The sequence below is a fragment of the Psychroserpens sp. NJDZ02 genome, from assembly GCF_004843725.1.
GTDB lineage: Bacteria > Bacteroidota > Bacteroidia > Flavobacteriales > Flavobacteriaceae > Olleya.
This window is the reverse complement of the sequence record NZ_CP039451.1, coordinates 539450-558501: the sequence shown is the minus strand read 5'-3', so window position 1 is coordinate 558501 and position 19052 is coordinate 539450. Positions and strand designations below refer to the sequence as shown.

Annotated in this window: 15 protein-coding genes and 5 tRNA genes; 19 read left to right on the top strand and 1 reads right to left on the bottom strand. The window is 34.3% G+C overall.

Translation table 11 applies throughout. The annotated features are described in order from the left end of the window. Positions 1-79: 79 nt before the first annotated feature. The 19 genes from E9099_RS02545 (at position 80) to E9099_RS02455 (ending at position 16769) form a co-directional block, all read left to right on the top strand. A complete protein-coding gene (locus E9099_RS02545; protein ID WP_136582160.1) occupies positions 80-1456 on the top strand; it encodes an alpha-amylase in 1377 nt (458 codons plus the stop codon). A 92-nt stretch (positions 1457-1548) separates the two neighbouring features. Beyond that, positions 1549-1743 carry a 30S ribosomal protein S21 gene (rpsU, locus tag E9099_RS02540; RefSeq protein ID WP_136582159.1) on the top strand — a complete coding sequence of 65 codons (195 nt, stop codon included), beginning with the start codon at positions 1549-1551 and terminating at the stop codon, positions 1741-1743. A gap of 112 nt (positions 1744-1855) precedes the next feature. Then, the gene (locus E9099_RS02535; RefSeq protein ID WP_136582158.1) at positions 1856-2746 is read left to right on the top strand and encodes a tyrosine-type recombinase/integrase; all 891 of its coding nucleotides are present in this window, start codon (positions 1856-1858) and stop codon (positions 2744-2746) included. Positions 2747-2771: 25 nt separating this feature from the next. After that, complete coding sequence (gene hpf, locus E9099_RS02530; RefSeq protein WP_136582157.1) at positions 2772-3086, top strand: ribosome hibernation-promoting factor, HPF/YfiA family; 315 nt, start codon at positions 2772-2774, stop codon at positions 3084-3086. 88 nt (positions 3087-3174) lie between these two features. Next, a tRNA-Thr gene (locus tag E9099_RS02525) sits at positions 3175-3248 on the top strand. Positions 3249-3324: 76 nt separating this feature from the next. Further along, a tRNA-Tyr gene (locus tag E9099_RS02520) sits at positions 3325-3406 on the top strand. 53 nt (positions 3407-3459) lie between these two features. After that, a tRNA-Gly gene (locus E9099_RS02515) sits at positions 3460-3532 on the top strand. Positions 3533-3543: 11 nt separating this feature from the next. Continuing rightward, a tRNA-Thr gene (locus E9099_RS02510) sits at positions 3544-3615 on the top strand. A 68-nt stretch (positions 3616-3683) separates the two neighbouring features. Beyond that, positions 3684-4871, top strand: a complete 1188-nt coding sequence (gene tuf, locus E9099_RS02505; RefSeq protein WP_136582156.1) for an elongation factor Tu — start codon at positions 3684-3686, stop codon at positions 4869-4871. A 62-nt stretch (positions 4872-4933) separates the two neighbouring features. Beyond that, positions 4934-5006, top strand: a tRNA-Trp gene (locus E9099_RS02500). 87 nt (positions 5007-5093) lie between these two features. Then, the gene (secE, locus tag E9099_RS02495; RefSeq protein WP_136582155.1) at positions 5094-5294 is read left to right on the top strand and encodes a preprotein translocase subunit SecE; all 201 of its coding nucleotides are present in this window, start codon (positions 5094-5096) and stop codon (positions 5292-5294) included. Positions 5295-5296: 2 nt separating this feature from the next. Beyond that, positions 5297-5851 (top strand): transcription termination/antitermination protein NusG, encoded by a 555-nt coding sequence (gene nusG, locus E9099_RS02490; RefSeq protein WP_090837417.1) that lies wholly within the window; start codon positions 5297-5299, stop codon positions 5849-5851. A gap of 70 nt (positions 5852-5921) precedes the next feature. Beyond that, on the top strand, positions 5922-6362 hold the full coding sequence (gene rplK, locus E9099_RS02485; RefSeq protein WP_101017457.1) for a 50S ribosomal protein L11: 441 nt from the start codon (positions 5922-5924) through the stop codon (positions 6360-6362). Between the two features lie 19 nt (positions 6363-6381). Further along, entirely contained in the window at positions 6382-7071 is a 690-nt protein-coding gene (gene rplA / locus E9099_RS02480; RefSeq protein WP_136582154.1) for a 50S ribosomal protein L1, read from the top strand. A 20-nt stretch (positions 7072-7091) separates the two neighbouring features. Beyond that, positions 7092-7613 (top strand): 50S ribosomal protein L10, encoded by a 522-nt coding sequence (gene rplJ, locus E9099_RS02475; protein WP_136582153.1) that lies wholly within the window; start codon positions 7092-7094, stop codon positions 7611-7613. Between the two features lie 58 nt (positions 7614-7671). Continuing rightward, positions 7672-8046, top strand: a complete 375-nt coding sequence (rplL, locus tag E9099_RS02470) for a 50S ribosomal protein L7/L12 (RefSeq protein WP_136582152.1) — start codon at positions 7672-7674, stop codon at positions 8044-8046. Between the two features lie 124 nt (positions 8047-8170). Then, complete coding sequence (gene rpoB / locus E9099_RS02465; RefSeq protein ID WP_101017468.1) at positions 8171-11983, top strand: DNA-directed RNA polymerase subunit beta; 3813 nt, start codon at positions 8171-8173, stop codon at positions 11981-11983. A 70-nt stretch (positions 11984-12053) separates the two neighbouring features. Next, the gene (gene rpoC / locus E9099_RS02460) at positions 12054-16355 is read left to right on the top strand and encodes a DNA-directed RNA polymerase subunit beta' (protein ID WP_136582151.1); all 4302 of its coding nucleotides are present in this window, start codon (positions 12054-12056) and stop codon (positions 16353-16355) included. 93 nt (positions 16356-16448) lie between these two features. Further along, entirely contained in the window at positions 16449-16769 is a 321-nt protein-coding gene (locus E9099_RS02455; RefSeq protein WP_136582150.1) for a DUF3467 domain-containing protein, read from the top strand. Positions 16770-16989: 220 nt separating this feature from the next. Here the strand turns inward: E9099_RS02455 and E9099_RS02450 are convergent, their stop codons facing one another. Beyond that, on the bottom strand, positions 16990-18579 hold the full coding sequence (locus tag E9099_RS02450) for a peptide chain release factor 3 (RefSeq protein ID WP_136582149.1): 1590 nt from the start codon (positions 18577-18579) through the stop codon (positions 16990-16992). Positions 18580-19052 lie beyond the last annotated feature (473 nt).

The following is a 19052-nucleotide window of genomic DNA, read 5'->3' as shown; positions in this document are numbered from 1 at the left end:
AAAACGTTTTCGTAACGTGTTTCGTTTTGTTTGTGGCTGGTATTGGATTAGTTTTAGGTGTAATCTAATCCCATAAACCATGAATAAATTAAAATTAGTAGTCTTATGCGTCTCAGTAATCTTTGCTTATAGTTGTAGTAAAGAAGACGTATCTGTAGAGCAAGTAAAAGATAAATCCGTAAATCAAACTGTAAGTACACAACGGGCCGGTTTAAAACCTATAGGTTCTGGCGTAATGATGCAAGCCTTTTATTGGGATGTTCCCGCAGGTGGTACTTGGTGGAACACGGTCAAAGTAAAAGTGCAAGATTGGAGTGCTGCTGGTATTGATGCTATTTGGTTACCGCCAGCATCAAAAGCACAAAATGGACCATTCTCTATGGGGTATGATCCTTTTGATTACTATGATTTTGGAGAATACGACCAGATGGGAAGTGTTGAAACACGATTTGGTTCTAAAACAGAGCTGGTATCTTTAATTGATACAGCGCATCAAAATGGACTAAGTGTGATTGCAGATATTGTGATTAATCATAATAGTGGAGGAGATAGTGAAGCAAATCCGTACGCGGGTGGAAACACATGGACCGAATTTAATCCGCTTTCGGGTAATTTTTACAGATCGGCAACAGATTTTCATGCAAATAATGTGCATTCCAACGATTCTGGTGCTTTTGGAGGTTTTCCTGATTTATGTCATCATCAAACATATGTACAAGATTGGCTATGGAATAATCCAAATAGTGTTGCTAAATATTACAGAGATGTTATTGGTTTTGATGGGTGGCGTTTTGATTATGTTAAAGGTTTCGAGCCATGGGTAGTTAAGGCTTGGAATGATGAAGTTGGCGGTTTTTCAGTTGGGGAATATTGGGATAGTAATGTCTCTACCTTAGATTGGTGGACAGGATCAGCGGACGCTAGTGCTTTTGATTTTGCTTGTTATTATAAAATGAAAGATGCGTTTGTAGGTAATAACCTAAATGCTTTAAACGATAACATGCTTTGGAAGCAAAATGCGTCAAGAGCAATGACATTTGTAACCAACCACGATACAGACGAGATTATAAATAATAAAATTTTAGCCTATGCCTACATCTTAACGCATGAAGGCTATCCAACCATTTTTTATAAGGATTATGAAGAATGGTTAAATAAAGAAAGATTAAATAATTTAATCTGGATTCATAATAATTTGGCTAGTGGAAGTACTTCTATTCTTCATGTTGATAACGACGAGTATATCGCTAAACGTAACGGTGATAATTCTTCAGGCTTAATCGTGTACATTAATAATTCTGATGTTTGGCAAGAAAAATGGGTAGAAACTAACTGGTCCAGTGCAACATTAAAAGATTATACAGGACATTCAAATTGGCAACCCGTAACGCAATCTGGCAAATGGGTTAAAATACAAGCACCGCCTAAGAGTTATACTGTGTGGTCTACGCTTTAGATTCCAAAGTATTTTGAAATAAAAACAGAGTGTTTTAAATATCTTTTTATATTTGCACCTCAAAATTTTAAAAGAGAGGAGGTTAAGGCACTATGTTAGTAATTCCAATAAAGGACGGAGAAAATATAGACAGAGCATTAAAACGCTACAAACGAAAGTTTGATAAAACAGGTACAAGACGCGCTTTGCACGATCGTAAGCAGTTTGTAAAACCATCTGTAGATAGTCGAGTGAGAGTTCAAAAAGCGCAATATGTACAGCGTTTAAGAGATCAAGAAGCGATTTAAATAGTTTCTATTACCATAAAATCCCGCTAATTTTTTTAGTGGGATTTTTGTTTGAATACTTTTCCGTTTCAAAAACGGTATATTTAGCATCATTAAATATGTATCGCCACTCATGTTACTAAAAGCCTTTTTAGATTATTTACTGCTCGAAAAAAAATATTCAGAGTTAACGGTTAATGCCTATCAAAAAGATATTACCTCATTTTTGTCTTTTTTAGATGAAGAAGAGCAAAGTAATACGATTATAGAAGTTAACTATTCTCAAATTAGATCTTGGATTGTTTTTTTAGTCGAAAAAAATATTGCTAATCGAAGCATTAACAGAAAAATATCAGCATTGAATAGCTTTTATAAATTTTTATTGAAAATTAATGAAGTCGATATAAATCCACTAGTAAAACACAAAGCACTTAAGGTTAGTAAAAAAGTGCAAATCCCTTTTTCTGAGAAAGAAATAACAACCGTTTTAGATCAAATAAATCACAATAAAGATTTTGAAGGTGTCAGAAATAAATTAATTATAGAATTATTTTACTCAACAGGAATTCGACGTATCGAATTGATAAATATTACCTTAGAAGATATTGATATAGAAAATAAAACAATTAAGATTTTAGGGAAAAGAAATAAAGAACGCATTATTCCATTATTACCAATGGTTATTGAAAGTATCAATAGTTACATTTTAGAGAAAAATAAACTTGAAATTATTGAGGATAAAGCGCATTTATTTTTAACAAAAAAAGGAGTTAAAATTTATGAAACTCTTGTGTACAGAATTATAAATGATTACTTTAGTAAAGCTTCCAGTAAAGTAAAGAAAAGTCCACATATCCTTAGACATTCTTTTGCGACACATCTTTTAAATCAAGGTGCAGAGTTAAATGCTGTTAAGGAGTTATTGGGACATTCAAGCTTAGCTGCAACTCAGGTGTATACGCATAATAGTATTGCAGAGTTGAAAAAAGTGTATGCGAAAGCACACCCACGTAGCAAAAAATAAATGTTTAACTACAAAAAATTAAAGTATGAAGGTAAACACACAGGCTGTAAATTTTAATGCCGATCCCCAATTATTAGCGTTTATTCAAAAGCGAATGGACAAGTTAGAAACGTATTATGATAAAGTAATACAATCAGAAGTCTATTTAAAAGTAGAAAAAAGCAGTAATAAACTCAATAAAATATTCGAAGCTAAAATAAATGTACCAGGAGATAGCCTAATTGTAAAGAAGCAATGTAGGACATTTGAAGAGGGTGCGGACATAGCTGTAGCGTCTTTAGAGCGCCAGTTAAAAAAGCGAAAAGAAAAAATTAGAGAAAATTTTAAAAATATTTCATAAAAATGTTTTGAATAAATAAATAAATATCTACATTTGCAGTCCGTTAGAAATAGCGGGCTTTTTTTAGAAGTAAAAACTGCAGAAAAAAGCCGATGTAGCTCAGCTGGCTAGAGCAGCTGATTTGTAATCAGCAGGTCGTGGGTTCGAGTCCCTCCATCGGCTCAAAATAAAGTAAGAATAAATTAATTTTTGTTTTAACTTTGTTTAAGTTCTTTAAAAGAGTGAAAAGTTTAAAATTGGGGAGATACTCAAGCGGCCAACGAGGGCAGACTGTAAATCTGCTGACTACGTCTTCGCAGGTTCGAATCCTGCTCTCCCCACTTTTTTTACCATAAAAAAGTGAGTTTTAAACAAAAAAGGAATTTAAATAATTGCGAGAGTAGCTCAGTTGGTAGAGCGTCAGCCTTCCAAGCTGAATGTCGCCGGTTCGAACCCGGTCTCTCGCTCTAATATTTAAGCCGGTGTAGCTCAGGGGTAGAGCGTTTCCTTGGTAAGGAAGAGGTCACGGGTTCAATTCCCGTCATTGGCTCTGAATAAAGATTAATAAATTGAGAATACACTAATATTATTATATAACTAAGATTAAATTATTAAAACATGGCAAAGGCAACTTTCGATCGTTCAAAACCACACTTAAATATTGGTACAATTGGACACGTAGATCACGGTAAAACAACTTTAACTGCTGCTATTACTAAAGTATTAGCTGATGCAGGTTTATCAGAAGCAAAATCTTTCGATCAGATTGATAACGCTCCAGAAGAAAAAGAAAGAGGTATTACAATTAACACTTCTCACGTTGAATATTCAACAGCTAATCGTCACTATGCACACGTAGATTGTCCAGGTCACGCCGATTACGTAAAAAACATGGTAACTGGTGCTGCACAAATGGATGGTGCAATATTAGTAGTAGCTGCAACAGATGGTCCAATGCCACAAACTCGTGAGCATATCTTATTAGGTCGTCAGGTTGGTATCCCAAGAATGGTAGTATTCTTAAACAAAGTGGATATGGTTGATGATGAAGAGCTTTTAGAATTAGTTGACATGGAGGTTAGAGAATTATTATCATTCTATGAGTATGATGGTGATAACGGACCTGTAGTTTCTGGTTCTGCTTTAGGAGCTTTAAACGGTGAGCCAAAATGGGTTGATACAGTAATGGAATTAATGGCACAAGTTGATGCTTGGATTGAAGAGCCTGTTCGTGATATGGACAAGCCTTTCTTAATGCCTATTGAAGATGTATTTTCAATTACAGGTCGTGGTACAGTAGCAACTGGACGTATCGAAACTGGTGTTGGTAATACAGGTGATGCTGTTGAAATCATTGGTATGGGAGCTGAAAAGTTAACATCTACAATTACTGGAATTGAAATGTTCCGTCAAATATTAGATAGAGGTGAAGCTGGAGATAACGCAGGTATCTTATTAAGAGGAATTGAGAAGTCTCAAATCTCTAGAGGTATGGTTATTGTTAAGCCAGGTTCTGTAACACCACATGCTAACTTTAAAGCAGAGGTTTATATCCTTAAAAAAGAAGAAGGTGGACGTCACACGCCATTCCATAATAACTACCGTCCTCAGTTTTATGTACGTACAACTGATGTAACAGGAAACATTAAGTTACCTGAAGGAGTTGAAATGGTTATGCCTGGTGATAACTTAACAATTCACGTTGAGTTAATCCAAAAGATCGCAATGAATATTGGTCTACGTTTCGCAATACGTGAAGGTGGTAGAACAGTAGGTGCTGGTCAGGTTACTGAAATTTTAGACTAATTTATAGTCGTTAAAATAGAAAACTAAGGCACTCCGTTAGCGTAGTGTCTTGGTTTTTATTTACGGGCGTAGCTCAGTTGGTAGAGCACTGGTCTCCAAAACCAGGTGTCGGGAGTTCGAGTCTCTCCGCCCGTGCAAATTGAGGTAAACGATATTATTCGTTTACCTCAAAATAGAATAAAGTGGTCCGCTCCAATTAGGAAGACATTTAAATAAAGAGATATGGCTGGAATAGTAAACTATATAAAAGAATCATTTGGAGAGTTAAAAAACAATGTAACTTGGACACCTTGGTCTGAAGCGCAAAGTTTGACAATCCTTGTGGCTGTTTTTTCAATTATATTCTCTTTAGCAATATGGGGAATTGATACTGTTTTTGGTAAAGTTATCAGTACTTACTTTAATCTTATAACAGGTAAATAATTATGGCTGAAGTAGGAGAGAAAAAGTGGTACGTAGTTAGAGCGGTAAGCGGTCAAGAGAATAAAATTAAAACCTATATTGAGAATGAAATTTCTCGATTAGGTTTACAGGATTATGTTGAGCAGGTTTTAGTGCCTACTGAAAATGTAGTTCAAATTCGTAATGGAAAAAAAGTAAATAAAGAAAAAGTTTACTTTAGTGGTTACATTATGATTAAAGCAAACTTAACTGGGGAGGTGCCTCATATTATTAGATCAATAACTAATGTTATTGGTTTTTTGGGTGCAACAAAAGGTGGAGATCCATTACCTTTAAGACAGTCGGAAGTAAACAGAATGTTAGGTAAGGTAGATGAGCTTTCTGTGGATGCTGATGTTAACGTTGCTATTCCTTATACTAAAGGAGAAACAGTTAAGGTTATTGATGGTCCATTCAACGGTTTTGATGGTACGATTGAAAATATTAATGAAGAAAAGCGTAAGCTTGAGGTAATGGTTAAGATTTTCGGAAGAAAAACACCATTAGAATTAAGTTATATGCAAGTAGAAAAAATATAATAATTGTTACAATAAAGAATACTTTTTTTAGGCTTCCACTTAAAATGAGTATAAAACTAAATTAATTAAAATGGCAAAAGAATTAGGTAAAGTAGTTAAGCTACAAGTTAGGGGAGGTGCAGCGAATCCGTCGCCACCGGTTGGACCCGCTTTAGGTGCTGCTGGAGTAAATATCATGGAATTCTGTAAGCAATTTAATGCAAGAACCCAAGATAAAGCTGGTAAGGTTTTACCAGTTGTGATTTCGGTTTACAAGGACAAATCATTTGACTTTGTAATCAAAACACCTCCTGCTGCAGTACAATTATTAGAAGCGGCCAAATTAAAAAAAGGTTCAGGAGAACCACACGTTAAAAAAGTAGCAAAAGTTTCTTGGGATCAAGTCAAAACTATTGCAGAGGACAAAATGGTAGATTTAAATGCATTTACTATCGAGTCTGCAATGAAGATGATTGCTGGTACTGCAAGATCTATGGGTATAACTGTTAAAGGTGGTGATGCACCAAATTAACCTAAAAAGATTTTAAAAAATGGCAAGATTAACAAAGAAACAAAAAGAATCTGTAGCAAAAATTGAAAAGGATAAAGTATATTCTATCAAAGAAGCTTCAGCATTAGTAAAAGAAATAACTAATACAAAGTTTGACGCTTCTGTAGATTTAGCGATTCGTTTAGGGGTTGACCCAAGAAAAGCTAATCAAATGGTTAGAGGTGTAGTATCTCTTCCTCATGGTACAGGTAAAGACGTTAAAGTTTTAGCATTAGTAACTCCAGATAAAGAAGCAGAAGCTAAAGAAGCTGGTGCTGATTACGTTGGTTTAGATGAGTACCTTGATAAAATCAAGAGTGGTTGGACAGACGTTGATGTAATTATCACAATGCCTAGTGTTATGGGTAAATTAGGTCCTTTAGGACGTGTATTAGGTCCTCGTGGTTTAATGCCTAACCCAAAGACAGGTACTGTAACAATGGATGTAGCAAAAGCTGTAACTGAAGTTAAAGCTGGTAAAATTGACTTTAAAGTTGATAAAACTGGTATCGTTCATGCTTCAATTGGTAAAGCATCATTTAGTGCTGACAAGATTGAGGACAATGCAAATGAATTATTAACAACAATAATGAAACTTAAACCAACTACTGCTAAGGGTGTTTATGTAAAAAGCATTTTTATGTCTTCTACAATGAGTCCAAGTATAGCTGTAGATACTAAAATTGGTTAATTAGTTAAAAACTTTATATTATGACAAGAGAAGAAAAATCACAAGTAATTAAAGACTTAACTGTACAATTAGCTGAAAATTCAAATATCTACGTAGCAGATATTTCAGGTTTAAACGCAGGAGCTACTTCAGACTTACGTCGTGCTTGTTTTAAAGCAAACATTAAGTTAGCTGTAGTAAAAAATACATTACTTGAGAAAGCAATGGAAGCTTCGGATAGAGAATTCGGAGACTTACCATCGATATTAAAAGGAAATACATCTGTGATGTATTCTGAAACTGGAAACGCTCCAGCTAAGTTAATCAAAGCCTTCAGAAAAAAATCTGAAAAGCCTTTATTAAAAGGTGCTTTTATTGAAGAAGCTGTTTATTTAGGAGATGATCAGTTAGATATGTTAGTAGACATCAAGTCTAGAGAAGAGTTAATTGGTGATATCGTAGGATTATTGCAATCGCCAGCTAAAAACGTTATATCGGCTCTTAAATCTAGCGGTGGAACACTTTCAGGTATCTTAAAGACATTATCTCAGAAAGAGGGATAATTCAAACATTACGCACTTTTACAATTATATATTATTAAAAAATTAAAACGATAGAAAAATGGCAGATTTAAAAGATTTCGCAGAACAATTAGTTAACCTTACTGTTAAAGAAGTAAATGAGTTAGCTACTATTTTAAAAGATGAATATGGTATCGAGCCTGCTGCTGCTGCAGTAGCTGTTGCAGCTGGTCCAGCTGGAGGAGGTGAAGCTGAAGAAGCTCAAACTGAATTTGATGTTATTTTAAAAGCTGCTGGTGGTGCTAAATTGGCAGTAGTAAAATTAGTTAAGGAATTAACTGGTTTAGGTTTAAAAGAAGCTAAAGGTTTAGTTGATGATGCACCAAGTGCAATCAAAGAAGGAGTTACTAAAGATGAAGCAGAAGCTCTTAAGACTCAGTTAGAAGAGGCAGGAGCAGAGGTAGAGCTTAAGTAAGCTTACCAAACAATTTTACAAAGGTTTAGGTCTGAAGCATACGCTTTACGACCTAAACCATTTGTCGTATATAGTGATTAGCTATATAAAATAATATTTTTTTTAATCAAAATTTCGTCCATTGATGTTAGTAACACAAGCTGAAAGATTAAATTTCTCGTCTATTGTAAATAGAACAGAATACCCAGATTTCATGGATATTCAGATTAAATCCTTCCAGGATTTTTTCCAGTTAGAAACAAAATCTGAAGAAAGAGGTGATGAAGGTCTTTATAACACCTTCATGGAAAACTTTCCAATTACAGACACACGTAATCAATTCGTTTTAGAATTTTTAGATTACTTTATTGATCCGCCAAGATATGCTATTGATGAGTGTATTGAAAGAGGACTAACCTATAGCGTTCCGCTTAAAGCAAGGTTAAAGTTATATTGTACAGACCCTGAACATGAGGATTTCGAGACCATTGTCCAGGATGTGTATTTAGGAACTATACCTTACATGACTCCATCTGGTACTTTTTGTATCAATGGTGCAGAACGTGTGGTAGTCTCTCAATTGCATAGATCACCAGGTGTCTTTTTTGGGCAATCTTTCCATGCAAATGGGACCAAATTATATTCAGCTAGAGTTATTCCTTTTAAAGGATCATGGATAGAGTTCGCTACAGATATTAACCAAGTAATGTATGCGTACATTGATAGAAAAAAGAAGTTACCTGTAACCACTTTATTTAGAGCTATTGGTTTTGAGCGTGATAAAGATATTTTAGAGATTTTTGACTTAGCCGAAGAGGTTAAAGTATCAAAGTCTGGACTAAAAAAGGTAATTGGTCGTAAACTTGCTGCACGTGTATTAAACACTTGGCATGAAGATTTCGTAGATGAAGATACTGGTGAAGTAGTGTCTATTGAACGTAACGAAATTGTATTAGACCGTGATACAGAATTAGACAAAGATAATATTGAGGAAATCCTTGACATTGATGTGAAAACTATTCTTTTACACAAAGAAAGTGCACAACAAGGAGATTACGCAATTATACATAATACACTTCAAAAGGATCCAACAAACTCTGAAAAAGAAGCTGTAGAACATATTTACCGTCAACTACGTAATGCTGAGCCGCCAGATGAGGAGACAGCACGTGGTATTATTGACAAATTATTCTTTAGTGATCAACGTTACTCTCTTGGAGAAGTCGGTCGTTATAGAATGAACAAAAAACTACAATTAGATATCGGAATGGATAAGCAAGTGCTTACCAAAGAAGATATCATTACTATAATCAAGTATTTAATTGAGCTTATTAACTCTAAAGCTGAGATTGATGATATTGATCACTTATCTAACCGTCGTGTACGTACAGTTGGTGAGCAATTATCTTCTCAATTTGGTGTTGGTTTAGCGCGTATGGCACGTACTATTCGTGAACGTATGAACGTTCGTGATAATGAAGTGTTTACTCCAATTGATTTAATTAATGCTAAGACGTTATCGTCTGTTATTAATTCTTTCTTTGGTACAAACCAGTTATCTCAATTCATGGATCAAACCAATCCACTTGCAGAAATTACGCACAAGCGTCGTTTATCAGCATTAGGACCAGGTGGTTTATCTAGAGAAAGAGCAGGTTTTGAGGTACGTGATGTTCACTATACGCACTACGGAAGATTATGTCCAATTGAAACTCCTGAGGGACCAAACATTGGATTAATTTCATCTTTATCTGTTTACGCGAAAGTAAACTCAATGGGATTCATTGAAACGCCATATAGAAAAGTTACAGATGGTGTTGTAGATATTAAAAGTGAACCTATCTACTTAAGTGCAGAAGAGGAAGAAGATAAATTAATTGCTCAAGCAACGGTTAAAGTTGATGAGAATGGTAAGATTTTACATGATAAGGTAATTGCACGTATGGAAGGTGACTTCCCAGTAATGGATCCAAAAGATATTCATTATACTGATGTTGCACCAAATCAAATTTCGTCTATATCAGCGTCTTTAATTCCTTTCTTAGAACATGATGATGCCAACCGTGCATTGATGGGATCTAACATGATGCGTCAGGCCGTACCATTATTACGTCCGCAAGCACCAATTGTTGGTACAGGATTAGAAAGACAAGTAGCATCGGATTCTCGTGTTTTAATTAATGCAGAAGGAGAAGGTGTTGTACAATATGTTGATGCTAATGAGATTGTAATTAAGTATGAAAGATCAGAAGACGATGCTAAAGTTAGCTTTGAAAGTGATGTTAAATCTTATGCATTAGTAAAGTTTAGAAAAACTAACCAAGGGACTTCGATTAACTTAACACCAATTGTTAAGAAAGGTGATAAAGTAAGCAAAGGACAAGTGTTATCTGAAGGTTATGCAACTCAGAAGGGTGAATTAGCTTTAGGTAGAAACATGAAAGTAGCCTTTATGCCTTGGAAAGGGTATAACTTTGAGGATGCAATTGTAATCTCTGAGAAAGTTGTTCGTGAGGATATCTTTACTTCTATTCATATTGACGAATATTCTCTTGATGTAAGAGATACTAAACTAGGTAACGAAGAACTAACAAATGATATTCCTAATGTTTCTGAAGAGGCTACAAAAGACCTTGATGAAAACGGAATGATTCGTATTGGTGCTGAAGTTAAACCTGGTGATATATTAATTGGTAAGATTACGCCTAAAGGGGAATCTGATCCAACTCCAGAAGAAAAATTATTACGTGCTATCTTTGGGGACAAAGCAGGAGACGTAAAAGATGCTTCATTAAAAGCATCACCATCATTACATGGAGTTGTAATTAATAAAAAATTATTTTCTAGAGCTGTTAAGGATAAACGTAAAAGAGCTCAAGATAAAGAAGATATTAATAAATTAGAAAATCTTTATTATACTAAGTTTGATGATTTACAAGCGGTTTTAGTTGAAAAACTATTCACTATTGTAAATGGTAAAACATCTCAAGGTATATTTAATGATTTAGGAGAGGAAGTTTTACCTAAAGGTAAAAAATTCACTTTAAAAATGTTAAACGCTGTTGACGATTATACACACTTAACAGGAGGTACTTGGACAACAGATGATCATACTAACAAGTTAGTTGCTGATTTAATTCATAATTACAAGATTAAAGAAAACGACTTACAAGGGTCTTTAAGACGTGAGAAGTTTACAATCTCTGTAGGGGATGAATTACCAGCAGGTATCATTAAGTTGGCTAAAGTTTATATCGCTAAAAAACGTAAGTTAAAAGTTGGTGATAAAATGGCAGGACGACATGGTAACAAAGGTATTGTTGCACGTATCGTACGTCAAGAGGATATGCCATTCTTAGAAGATGGAACTCCGGTTGATATCGTATTGAATCCATTAGGTGTACCATCGCGTATGAACATTGGACAGATATATGAAACTGTTTTAGGATGGGCTGGTCAAGATTTAGGTCGTACGTATGCAACACCAATTTTTGACGGTGCTACAATTGATCAAATTAATGCATTAACAGACGAAGCTGGTATCCCTAGATATGGACATACTTATCTTTATGATGGTGGAACAGGAGATCGTTTTGATCAACCTGCAACTGTTGGAGTTATCTACATGCTTAAATTAGGGCATATGGTTGACGATAAGATGCACGCACGTTCTATTGGACCGTACTCATTAATTACGCAACAACCTTTAGGAGGTAAAGCGCAGTTTGGAGGGCAACGTTTTGGAGAGATGGAAGTTTGGGCACTTGAGGCTTACGGAGCATCTGCAACGTTAAGAGAAATCTTAACTGTAAAATCTGATGACGTGGTTGGTAGAGCTAAAACTTACGAAGCTATCGTTAAAGGAGAACCAATGCCAGAACCTGGATTACCAGAATCTTTCAACGTATTAATGCACGAATTGAAAGGGTTAGGATTAGACATTAGATTAGAAGAATAATTTTAAGTGAGTCGAGCAGTCTATAAATTTAATTTTTAGACTGCTTTACAAACTGAACACTATAAGAATTATGGCAAAAAAACAAGATAAGAATACAGTACAGAGGTTTAACAAAATCTCTATTGGTTTAGCATCACCAGAATCTATTTTAGCAGAATCTAGAGGTGAAGTTTTAAAACCAGAAACTATCAATTATCGTACACATAAACCTGAACGTGATGGTTTATTCTGTGAGCGTATTTTTGGTCCTGTAAAGGATTACGAATGTGCTTGTGGTAAGTATAAGCGTATTAGATATAAGGGTATTGTTTGCGACCGTTGTGGAGTTGAAGTTACTGAAAAGAAAGTACGTCGTGATAGAGTAGGACACATTAATTTAGTGGTTCCTGTGGCTCATATCTGGTACTTCCGTTCTTTACCAAACAAAATTGGATACATTTTAGGGTTACCATCTAAGAAATTAGATATGATCATTTACTACGAACGTTATGTAGTAATCCAAGCAGGTAATGCTAAAAATGAAGAAGGAGAGCCTTTAAAAAAATTAGACTTTTTAACTGAAGAAGAGTATCTAAATATATTAGAAACACTTCCTCAAGATAATCAATATTTAGATGACACGGACCCAAGCAAGTTTATTGCTAAAATGGGTGCTGAGTGTTTAATCGATCTATTATCTCGCATTGATTTAGATACGTTATCATACGAGTTACGTCATAAAGCAAATACAGAAACGTCTAAACAACGTAAAACTGAGGCTTTAAAACGTTTACAAGTTGTTGAAGCATTACGTGAATCTAATGAGCATAGAGAGAATCGTCCAGAATGGATGATCATGAAAGTTGTGCCAATTATACCACCAGAATTAAGACCTTTAGTGCCTTTAGATGGTGGACGTTTTGCAACTTCAGATTTAAATGACCTGTATCGTCGTGTAATTATCCGTAACAACCGTCTTAAAAGATTAGTTGAGATAAAAGCACCAGAGGTGATTTTACGTAATGAAAAACGTATGTTACAAGAGTCAGTAGATTCTTTATTTGATAACACACGTAAATCATCTGCAGTAAAAACAGATTCTAATAGACCATTAAAATCATTATCAGATTCACTTAAAGGTAAGCAAGGACGTTTCCGTCAAAACTTACTTGGTAAGCGTGTTGATTATTCTGCGCGTTCTGTAATTGTAGTTGGACCAGAACTTAGATTATTTGAGTGTGGTTTACCTAAAAATATGGCGGCAGAGCTTTACAAACCTTTCGTAATTAGAAAACTGATTGAAAGAGGTATTGTAAAAACAGTTAAGTCTGCAAAGAAAATTATAGATAAAAGAGAACCAGTAGTTTGGGATATTTTAGAGAATGTTTTAAAAGGACATCCAGTACTTTTAAATCGTGCTCCTACATTACACAGACTAGGTATACAAGCATTTCAGCCTAAATTAATTGAAGGTAAAGCTATCCAATTACACCCATTAGCATGTGCGGCATTTAATGCCGATTTTGATGGGGATCAAATGGCGGTTCACTTACCATTAGGACCGGAAGCTATTTTAGAGTGCCAACTGTTAATGTTAGCCTCTCATAATATCTTAAATCCAGCAAACGGAGCTCCGGTTACTGTACCTTCTCAGGATATGGTACTTGGTCTATATTATATGACTAAGCACAGATTGTCTACACCAGAGGTAAAAGTAAGAGGTGAAGGTTTAACATTCTATTCTGCAGAAGAAGTAAATATTGCTTATAACGAGAAGAGAGTTGAATTAAATGCAGGGATTAAGGTTCGTGCAATGGACTTTAATGAGGCTGGAGAATTAGTGCCTCAGATTATTGAAACTACCGTTGGTCGTGTTTTATTTAACGAGAATGTGCCAGCAGCCGCAGGTTACATTAACGAAGTATTAACTAAGAAATCTTTAAGAGATATTATTGGTAATATTTTAAAGGTAACTAGTGTACCTGAAACTGCAGATTTCTTGGATGCAATTAAGACTTTAGGGTATTACTTCGCATTTAAAGGAGGATTATCTTTCAGTTTAGGAGATATTATTATCCCACCAGAAAAACAATCTATGATTGACGCTGCCAACGAAAAAGTTGATGGTGTGACTGGTAACTATAACATGGGATTAATTACAAATAACGAACGTTATAACCAAGTTATTGATATTTGGACGTCTACCAATGCAGAATTGACTGAATTGTCAATGAAACGTATTAGAGAAGACCAACAAGGATTTAACTCGGTATATATGATGCTTGATTCTGGAGCCCGTGGATCTAAAGAACAGATTCGTCAGCTTACAGGTATGCGTGGATTAATGGCTAAGCCTAAAAAATCTACTGCAGGAGGAGGATCAATTATTGAAAATCCAATTTTATCTAACTTTAAGGAAGGACTTTCAATTTTAGAATACTTCATATCAACTCACGGTGCGCGTAAAGGACTTGCCGATACAGCACTTAAAACAGCCGATGCAGGTTACTTAACACGTCGTTTAGTAGATGTATCTCAAGACGTTATTGTAAATAGCGAAGATTGTGGTACGTTAAGAGGAGTAGAAGTATCTGCACTTAAGAAAAATGATGAAGTTGTTGAGAAATTAGAAGCACGTATTGTTGGTCGTATTTCATTAAATGATGTTTATGATCCTTTAAGTGAAGAAATTTTAGCTGAAGCTGGTCAATTAATTGATGAAGAGGTAGCAGCAAGAATTGAAAAATCACCAATTGATTCTGTTGAAGTACGTTCACCATTATCTTGTGAAGCTAAAAAAGGAATCTGTGCACAATGTTACGGTCGTAACTTAGCTACCAATAAAATGGTACAACGTGGTGAAGCAGTTGGTGTTGTAGCAGCGCAATCTATTGGAGAGCCAGGGACACAGTTAACACTTCGTACGTTCCACGTTGGAGGTATTGCAGGTAACATTTCTGAAGAAAATAAATTAGCGGTTAAGTTTGATGGTATTGCTGAAATCGAAGATTTAAAAACAGTTAAAGGAACAAATAAGGAAGGTGAAGAGGAAGATATTGTAATCTCTCGTACGTCGGAACTTAAATTAATTGATAAGAAAACAGGTATTACTTTAAGTACAAATAATATCCCTTATGGTTCTACCATTTTAGTTAAAAATGGAGATAAACTTAAGTCTGGAGATGTTGTTTGTCAGTGGGATCCATATAACGGTGTAATTATTTCTGAGTTTGCAGGTAAAGTGAGATATGAAAATATTGAGCAAGGTATTACTTACCAAGTAGAAATTGATGAGCAAACAGGTTTCCAAGAAAAAGTAATTTCTGAATCTAGAAACAAAAAATTAATACCAACACTTATTGTTGAAGATGGTAAAGGTGAAGCAATTCGTTCTTACAACTTACCAGTAGGTGCGCACATTATGATTGATGATGGAGAGAAAGTTAAGGTTGGAAAAATCTTAGTTAAAATCCCTCGTAAATCTTCTAAGGCAGGTGATATTACAGGAGGTTTACCACGTGTAACAGAATTGTTTGAAGCGCGTAATCCTTCTAATCCAGCAGTTGTTAGTGCAATTGATGGTGTCGTATCTTTTGGTAAAATAAAAAGAGGTAATCGTGAGATTATTGTAGAATCTAAATTAGGTGAAATCAAGAAGTATTTAGTAAAGTTATCTAGCCAGATTTTGGTTCAGGAAAATGACTTTATTAAAGCGGGAATGCCTTTATCCGATGGTTCTGTAACACCAAACGATATCCTTAATATTAAAGGACCATCTGCAGTACAACAATACTTAGTAAACGAAGTACAGGAAGTATATCGTCTACAAGGTGTGAAGATTAATGATAAGCATTTTGAAGTTGTTGTAAGACAGATGATGCGTAAAGTAAGAATTATTGATTCTGGAGATACAATCTTCTTAGAAGATCAATTAGCTCACAAATCTGATTTTATTGAAGAAAATGATAACATTTTTGGAATGAAAGTAGTGGAGAGTGCTGGAGATTCTTCTACTTTAAAAGAAGGACAGATTATATCTGCTTTCCAATTAAGAGATGAAAATTCAATTTTACGTCGTGAAGATAAGCAACTTGTAGTAGGAAGAGACGCGCAGCCAGCAACAGCAACGCCAATCTTACAAGGTATTACAAGAGCATCTTTACAAACTAAATCGTTTATATCTGCCGCTTCTTTCCAAGAAACGACTAAGGTATTAAATGAAGCAGCAGTAGCTGGTAAGATAGATAATCTTGAAGGTCTTAAAGAAAATGTAATTGTAGGACATCGTATACCAGCAGGTACAGGTATGAGAACTTACGAGAATATTATAGTAGGATCTAAAGAAGAATTTGATCAAATGATGAAAGCAAAGCAAGAAGTTAATTATAACTAATTGTTTAACTAGAATGTATAGATTAATTTCTAAAATATAATAATTAAAAGAATCCTGCATTAATGCAGGATTCTTTGTTTAAAAAATAAAAGTATGACAGATAATAACGATAAGAAACCAAAGCAGGGACAAGTAAATATTGAGTTAGACGAGAAAATCGCAGAAGGGATTTACTCTAACTTAGCAATAATTAATCACTCAGTTTCAGAGTTTGTTGTGGATTTTGTAAGTATTATGCCAGGAACTCCTAAAAGTAAAGTTAAATCTAGAATAATATTAACGCCGCAACATGCCAAAAGATTATTAAAGGCATTGTCCGAAAATGTTCAAAGATTTGAAAAAGCACACGGAGAAATTAAAGATTATGAACAAGCTCCAATTCCATTAAATTTTGGGCCTACAGGTCAAGCATAAAATAAAAAGCCTTTTTACTAATTAGTAAAAAGGCTTTTTTTATTTACGTCACAAAGTATAGTTTATTACTATTGCTTATTGTTAAATTATAGAATTAAATTATGATTTATTTTTTAAAGGTGTTTTTAAATCGCTTTATGTTGTCTTAAATAAAACAGTGATATATTTGTGTGTTAATTTTGTAAAAGCGCGTTAAAACAACTTTAAATTCCATTTTCAGTTACTCAAACTCTGAAACGTAGTGAAATTTGATACTCGGATATTTTTGTTGTGTCATTTGTAACGAAAACGGAGAATCTGCTAAAAAGACTAATTGACCTCTCTTGTCTTTTGCTAAATAACGTTGTTTGACTCTTATAAACTCTTTGTATTCATTATTTTTCTTATCTGTAGGATCTACCCAACAGGCTTTGTAAACATTTAAGTTTTCATAAGTACATTTTGCCCCATATTCATGCTCTAATCTGTACTGAATAACTTCGTATTGTAGTGCTCCAACTGTACCAATTATTTTTCTTCCGTTTAATTCTAAAGTAAATAACTGGGCAACACCTTCATCCATTAGTTGGTCTATTCCTTTATTTAATTGTTTAGATTTTAAAGGATCTGCATTATTAATGTACCTAAAATGCTCTGGAGAAAAGCTAGGAACACCTTTATAATTAAGGATTTCACCTTCGGTCAATGTATCTCCAATTTTAAAAGTACCAGTATCTTGTAGTCCAACGATATCACCAGGATAGGAGATGTCTACAATTTCTTTTTTCTCTGCGAAAAAGGCATTTGGACTAGAAAATTTAACCTTTTTATTATGTCTTACGTGCAAATATTGTGTGTTTCTTTTAAATTCTCCAGACACAATTTTTACAAAAGCCAGTCTATTTCTGTGATTTGGGTCCATATTGGCGTGAATCTTAAAAACAAAACCAGAAAATTTATCCTCTTCAGGTCTAACAAGACGCTCTTCACTTTGTTTAGGTCTAGGTTTTGGGGCTATTTCAACAAAACAATCTAATAGTTCTCTAACTCCAAAACTATTTAAGGCAGAACCAAAAAAGACGGGTTGTAACTCACCTTTAAGGTAGGCTTCATTGCTGAATTTTGGGTAAATACCTTCGACTAATTCTATTTCTTCACGTAATGTATCTGCTGCTTTTTCTCCAATTAATGTCGTTAATTCATCAGAATTTAAGTCGTTAATTTCGATAGTATCTTCAATATTTTTTCTACTATCACCACTAAATAAATTTATGTTTTTTTCCCAAATATTATATATTCCTTTAAAGTCATACCCCATACCTATAGGGAAGCTTAAAGGGGTCACTTTTAACTTTAATTTTTGTTCTATTTCATCTAATAACTCAAAAGCATCTTTACCTTCTCTGTCCATTTTGTTAATAAAGACAATCATAGGTATGTTACGCATGCGACAAACTTCTACTAATTTTTCAGTTTGTTCCTCAACACCTTTTGCTACGTCAATAACAACAATGACACTATCAACAGCGGTTAGTGTTCTAAACGTATCTTCAGCAAAATCTTTGTGACCAGGGGTATCCAGAATGTTTATTTTAATGCCATCATATTCAAAAGCAAGGACAGAAGTTGCAACGGATATACCACGCTGACGTTCTATTTCCATAAAGTCACTGGTAGCCCCTTTTTTTATTTTATTGCTTTTTACAGCTCCAGCTTCGTTAATAGCACCACCAAAAAGTAATAGTTTTTCTGTAAGTGTCGTTTTACCAGCATCTGGATGCGATATAATCCCAAAGGTTCTTCTTCTTTTAATCTCGTCTAAGAATTTCATTAAATAAATTTTTACAAATATAGAAGTATCGGCTTTAACGTCCTACTTCTCTAATTTATTTATTCTTAATGCGTGACAATTGTTACAATGTATTTGGTCTAGGAATTATTGGGTAAGTCGATTATTTTTGGTTAAAACTATGTTAATAATCACTTGTTGCCTATGATTAGTGTTGTTAAGCGAATATTGTTGACTTTTTAGTCATTATTTAAGGGTGATTTTTTTTTGCGTTGAACCCACAAAAGCAACTGTTTAACGAAAATCAATACTTTAAGCGGTGTAATTAAATCAAAAATGTCTTTTACTATTTACATTTGTGCTTGATATTGTGTAAAAGCATAATTGAAGATAAGATCCCACAAAAAAACGATTAAAAAATAAATTCTCCCACAATAGCATGAAAATCTTTATTCCATTCTCTAAAGCAAAGGCATTTAATATATTCGTATTTATGTTCTTTTCGTTCCATTAGC

Coding starts and splice junctions, on each gene's coding strand:
- E9099_RS02545 (WP_136582160.1), top strand. CDS start 80: ATGAATAAATTAAAATTAGTAGTCTTATGCGTCTCAGTAATCTTTGCT.
- rpsU (WP_136582159.1), top strand. CDS start 1,549: ATGTTAGTAATTCCAATAAAGGACGGAGAAAATATAGACAGAGCATTA.
- E9099_RS02535 (WP_136582158.1), top strand. CDS start 1,856: ATGTTACTAAAAGCCTTTTTAGATTATTTACTGCTCGAAAAAAAATAT.
- hpf (WP_136582157.1), top strand. CDS start 2,772: ATGAAGGTAAACACACAGGCTGTAAATTTTAATGCCGATCCCCAATTA.
- tuf (WP_136582156.1), top strand. CDS start 3,684: ATGGCAAAGGCAACTTTCGATCGTTCAAAACCACACTTAAATATTGGT.
- secE (WP_136582155.1), top strand. CDS start 5,094: ATGGCTGGAATAGTAAACTATATAAAAGAATCATTTGGAGAGTTAAAA.
- nusG (WP_090837417.1), top strand. CDS start 5,297: ATGGCTGAAGTAGGAGAGAAAAAGTGGTACGTAGTTAGAGCGGTAAGC.
- rplK (WP_101017457.1), top strand. CDS start 5,922: ATGGCAAAAGAATTAGGTAAAGTAGTTAAGCTACAAGTTAGGGGAGGT.
- rplA (WP_136582154.1), top strand. CDS start 6,382: ATGGCAAGATTAACAAAGAAACAAAAAGAATCTGTAGCAAAAATTGAA.
- rplJ (WP_136582153.1), top strand. CDS start 7,092: ATGACAAGAGAAGAAAAATCACAAGTAATTAAAGACTTAACTGTACAA.
- rplL (WP_136582152.1), top strand. CDS start 7,672: ATGGCAGATTTAAAAGATTTCGCAGAACAATTAGTTAACCTTACTGTT.
- rpoB (WP_101017468.1), top strand. CDS start 8,171: ATGTTAGTAACACAAGCTGAAAGATTAAATTTCTCGTCTATTGTAAAT.
- rpoC (WP_136582151.1), top strand. CDS start 12,054: ATGGCAAAAAAACAAGATAAGAATACAGTACAGAGGTTTAACAAAATC.
- E9099_RS02455 (WP_136582150.1), top strand. CDS start 16,449: ATGACAGATAATAACGATAAGAAACCAAAGCAGGGACAAGTAAATATT.
- E9099_RS02450 (WP_136582149.1), bottom strand. CDS start 18,579: ATGAAATTCTTAGACGAGATTAAAAGAAGAAGAACCTTTGGGATTATA.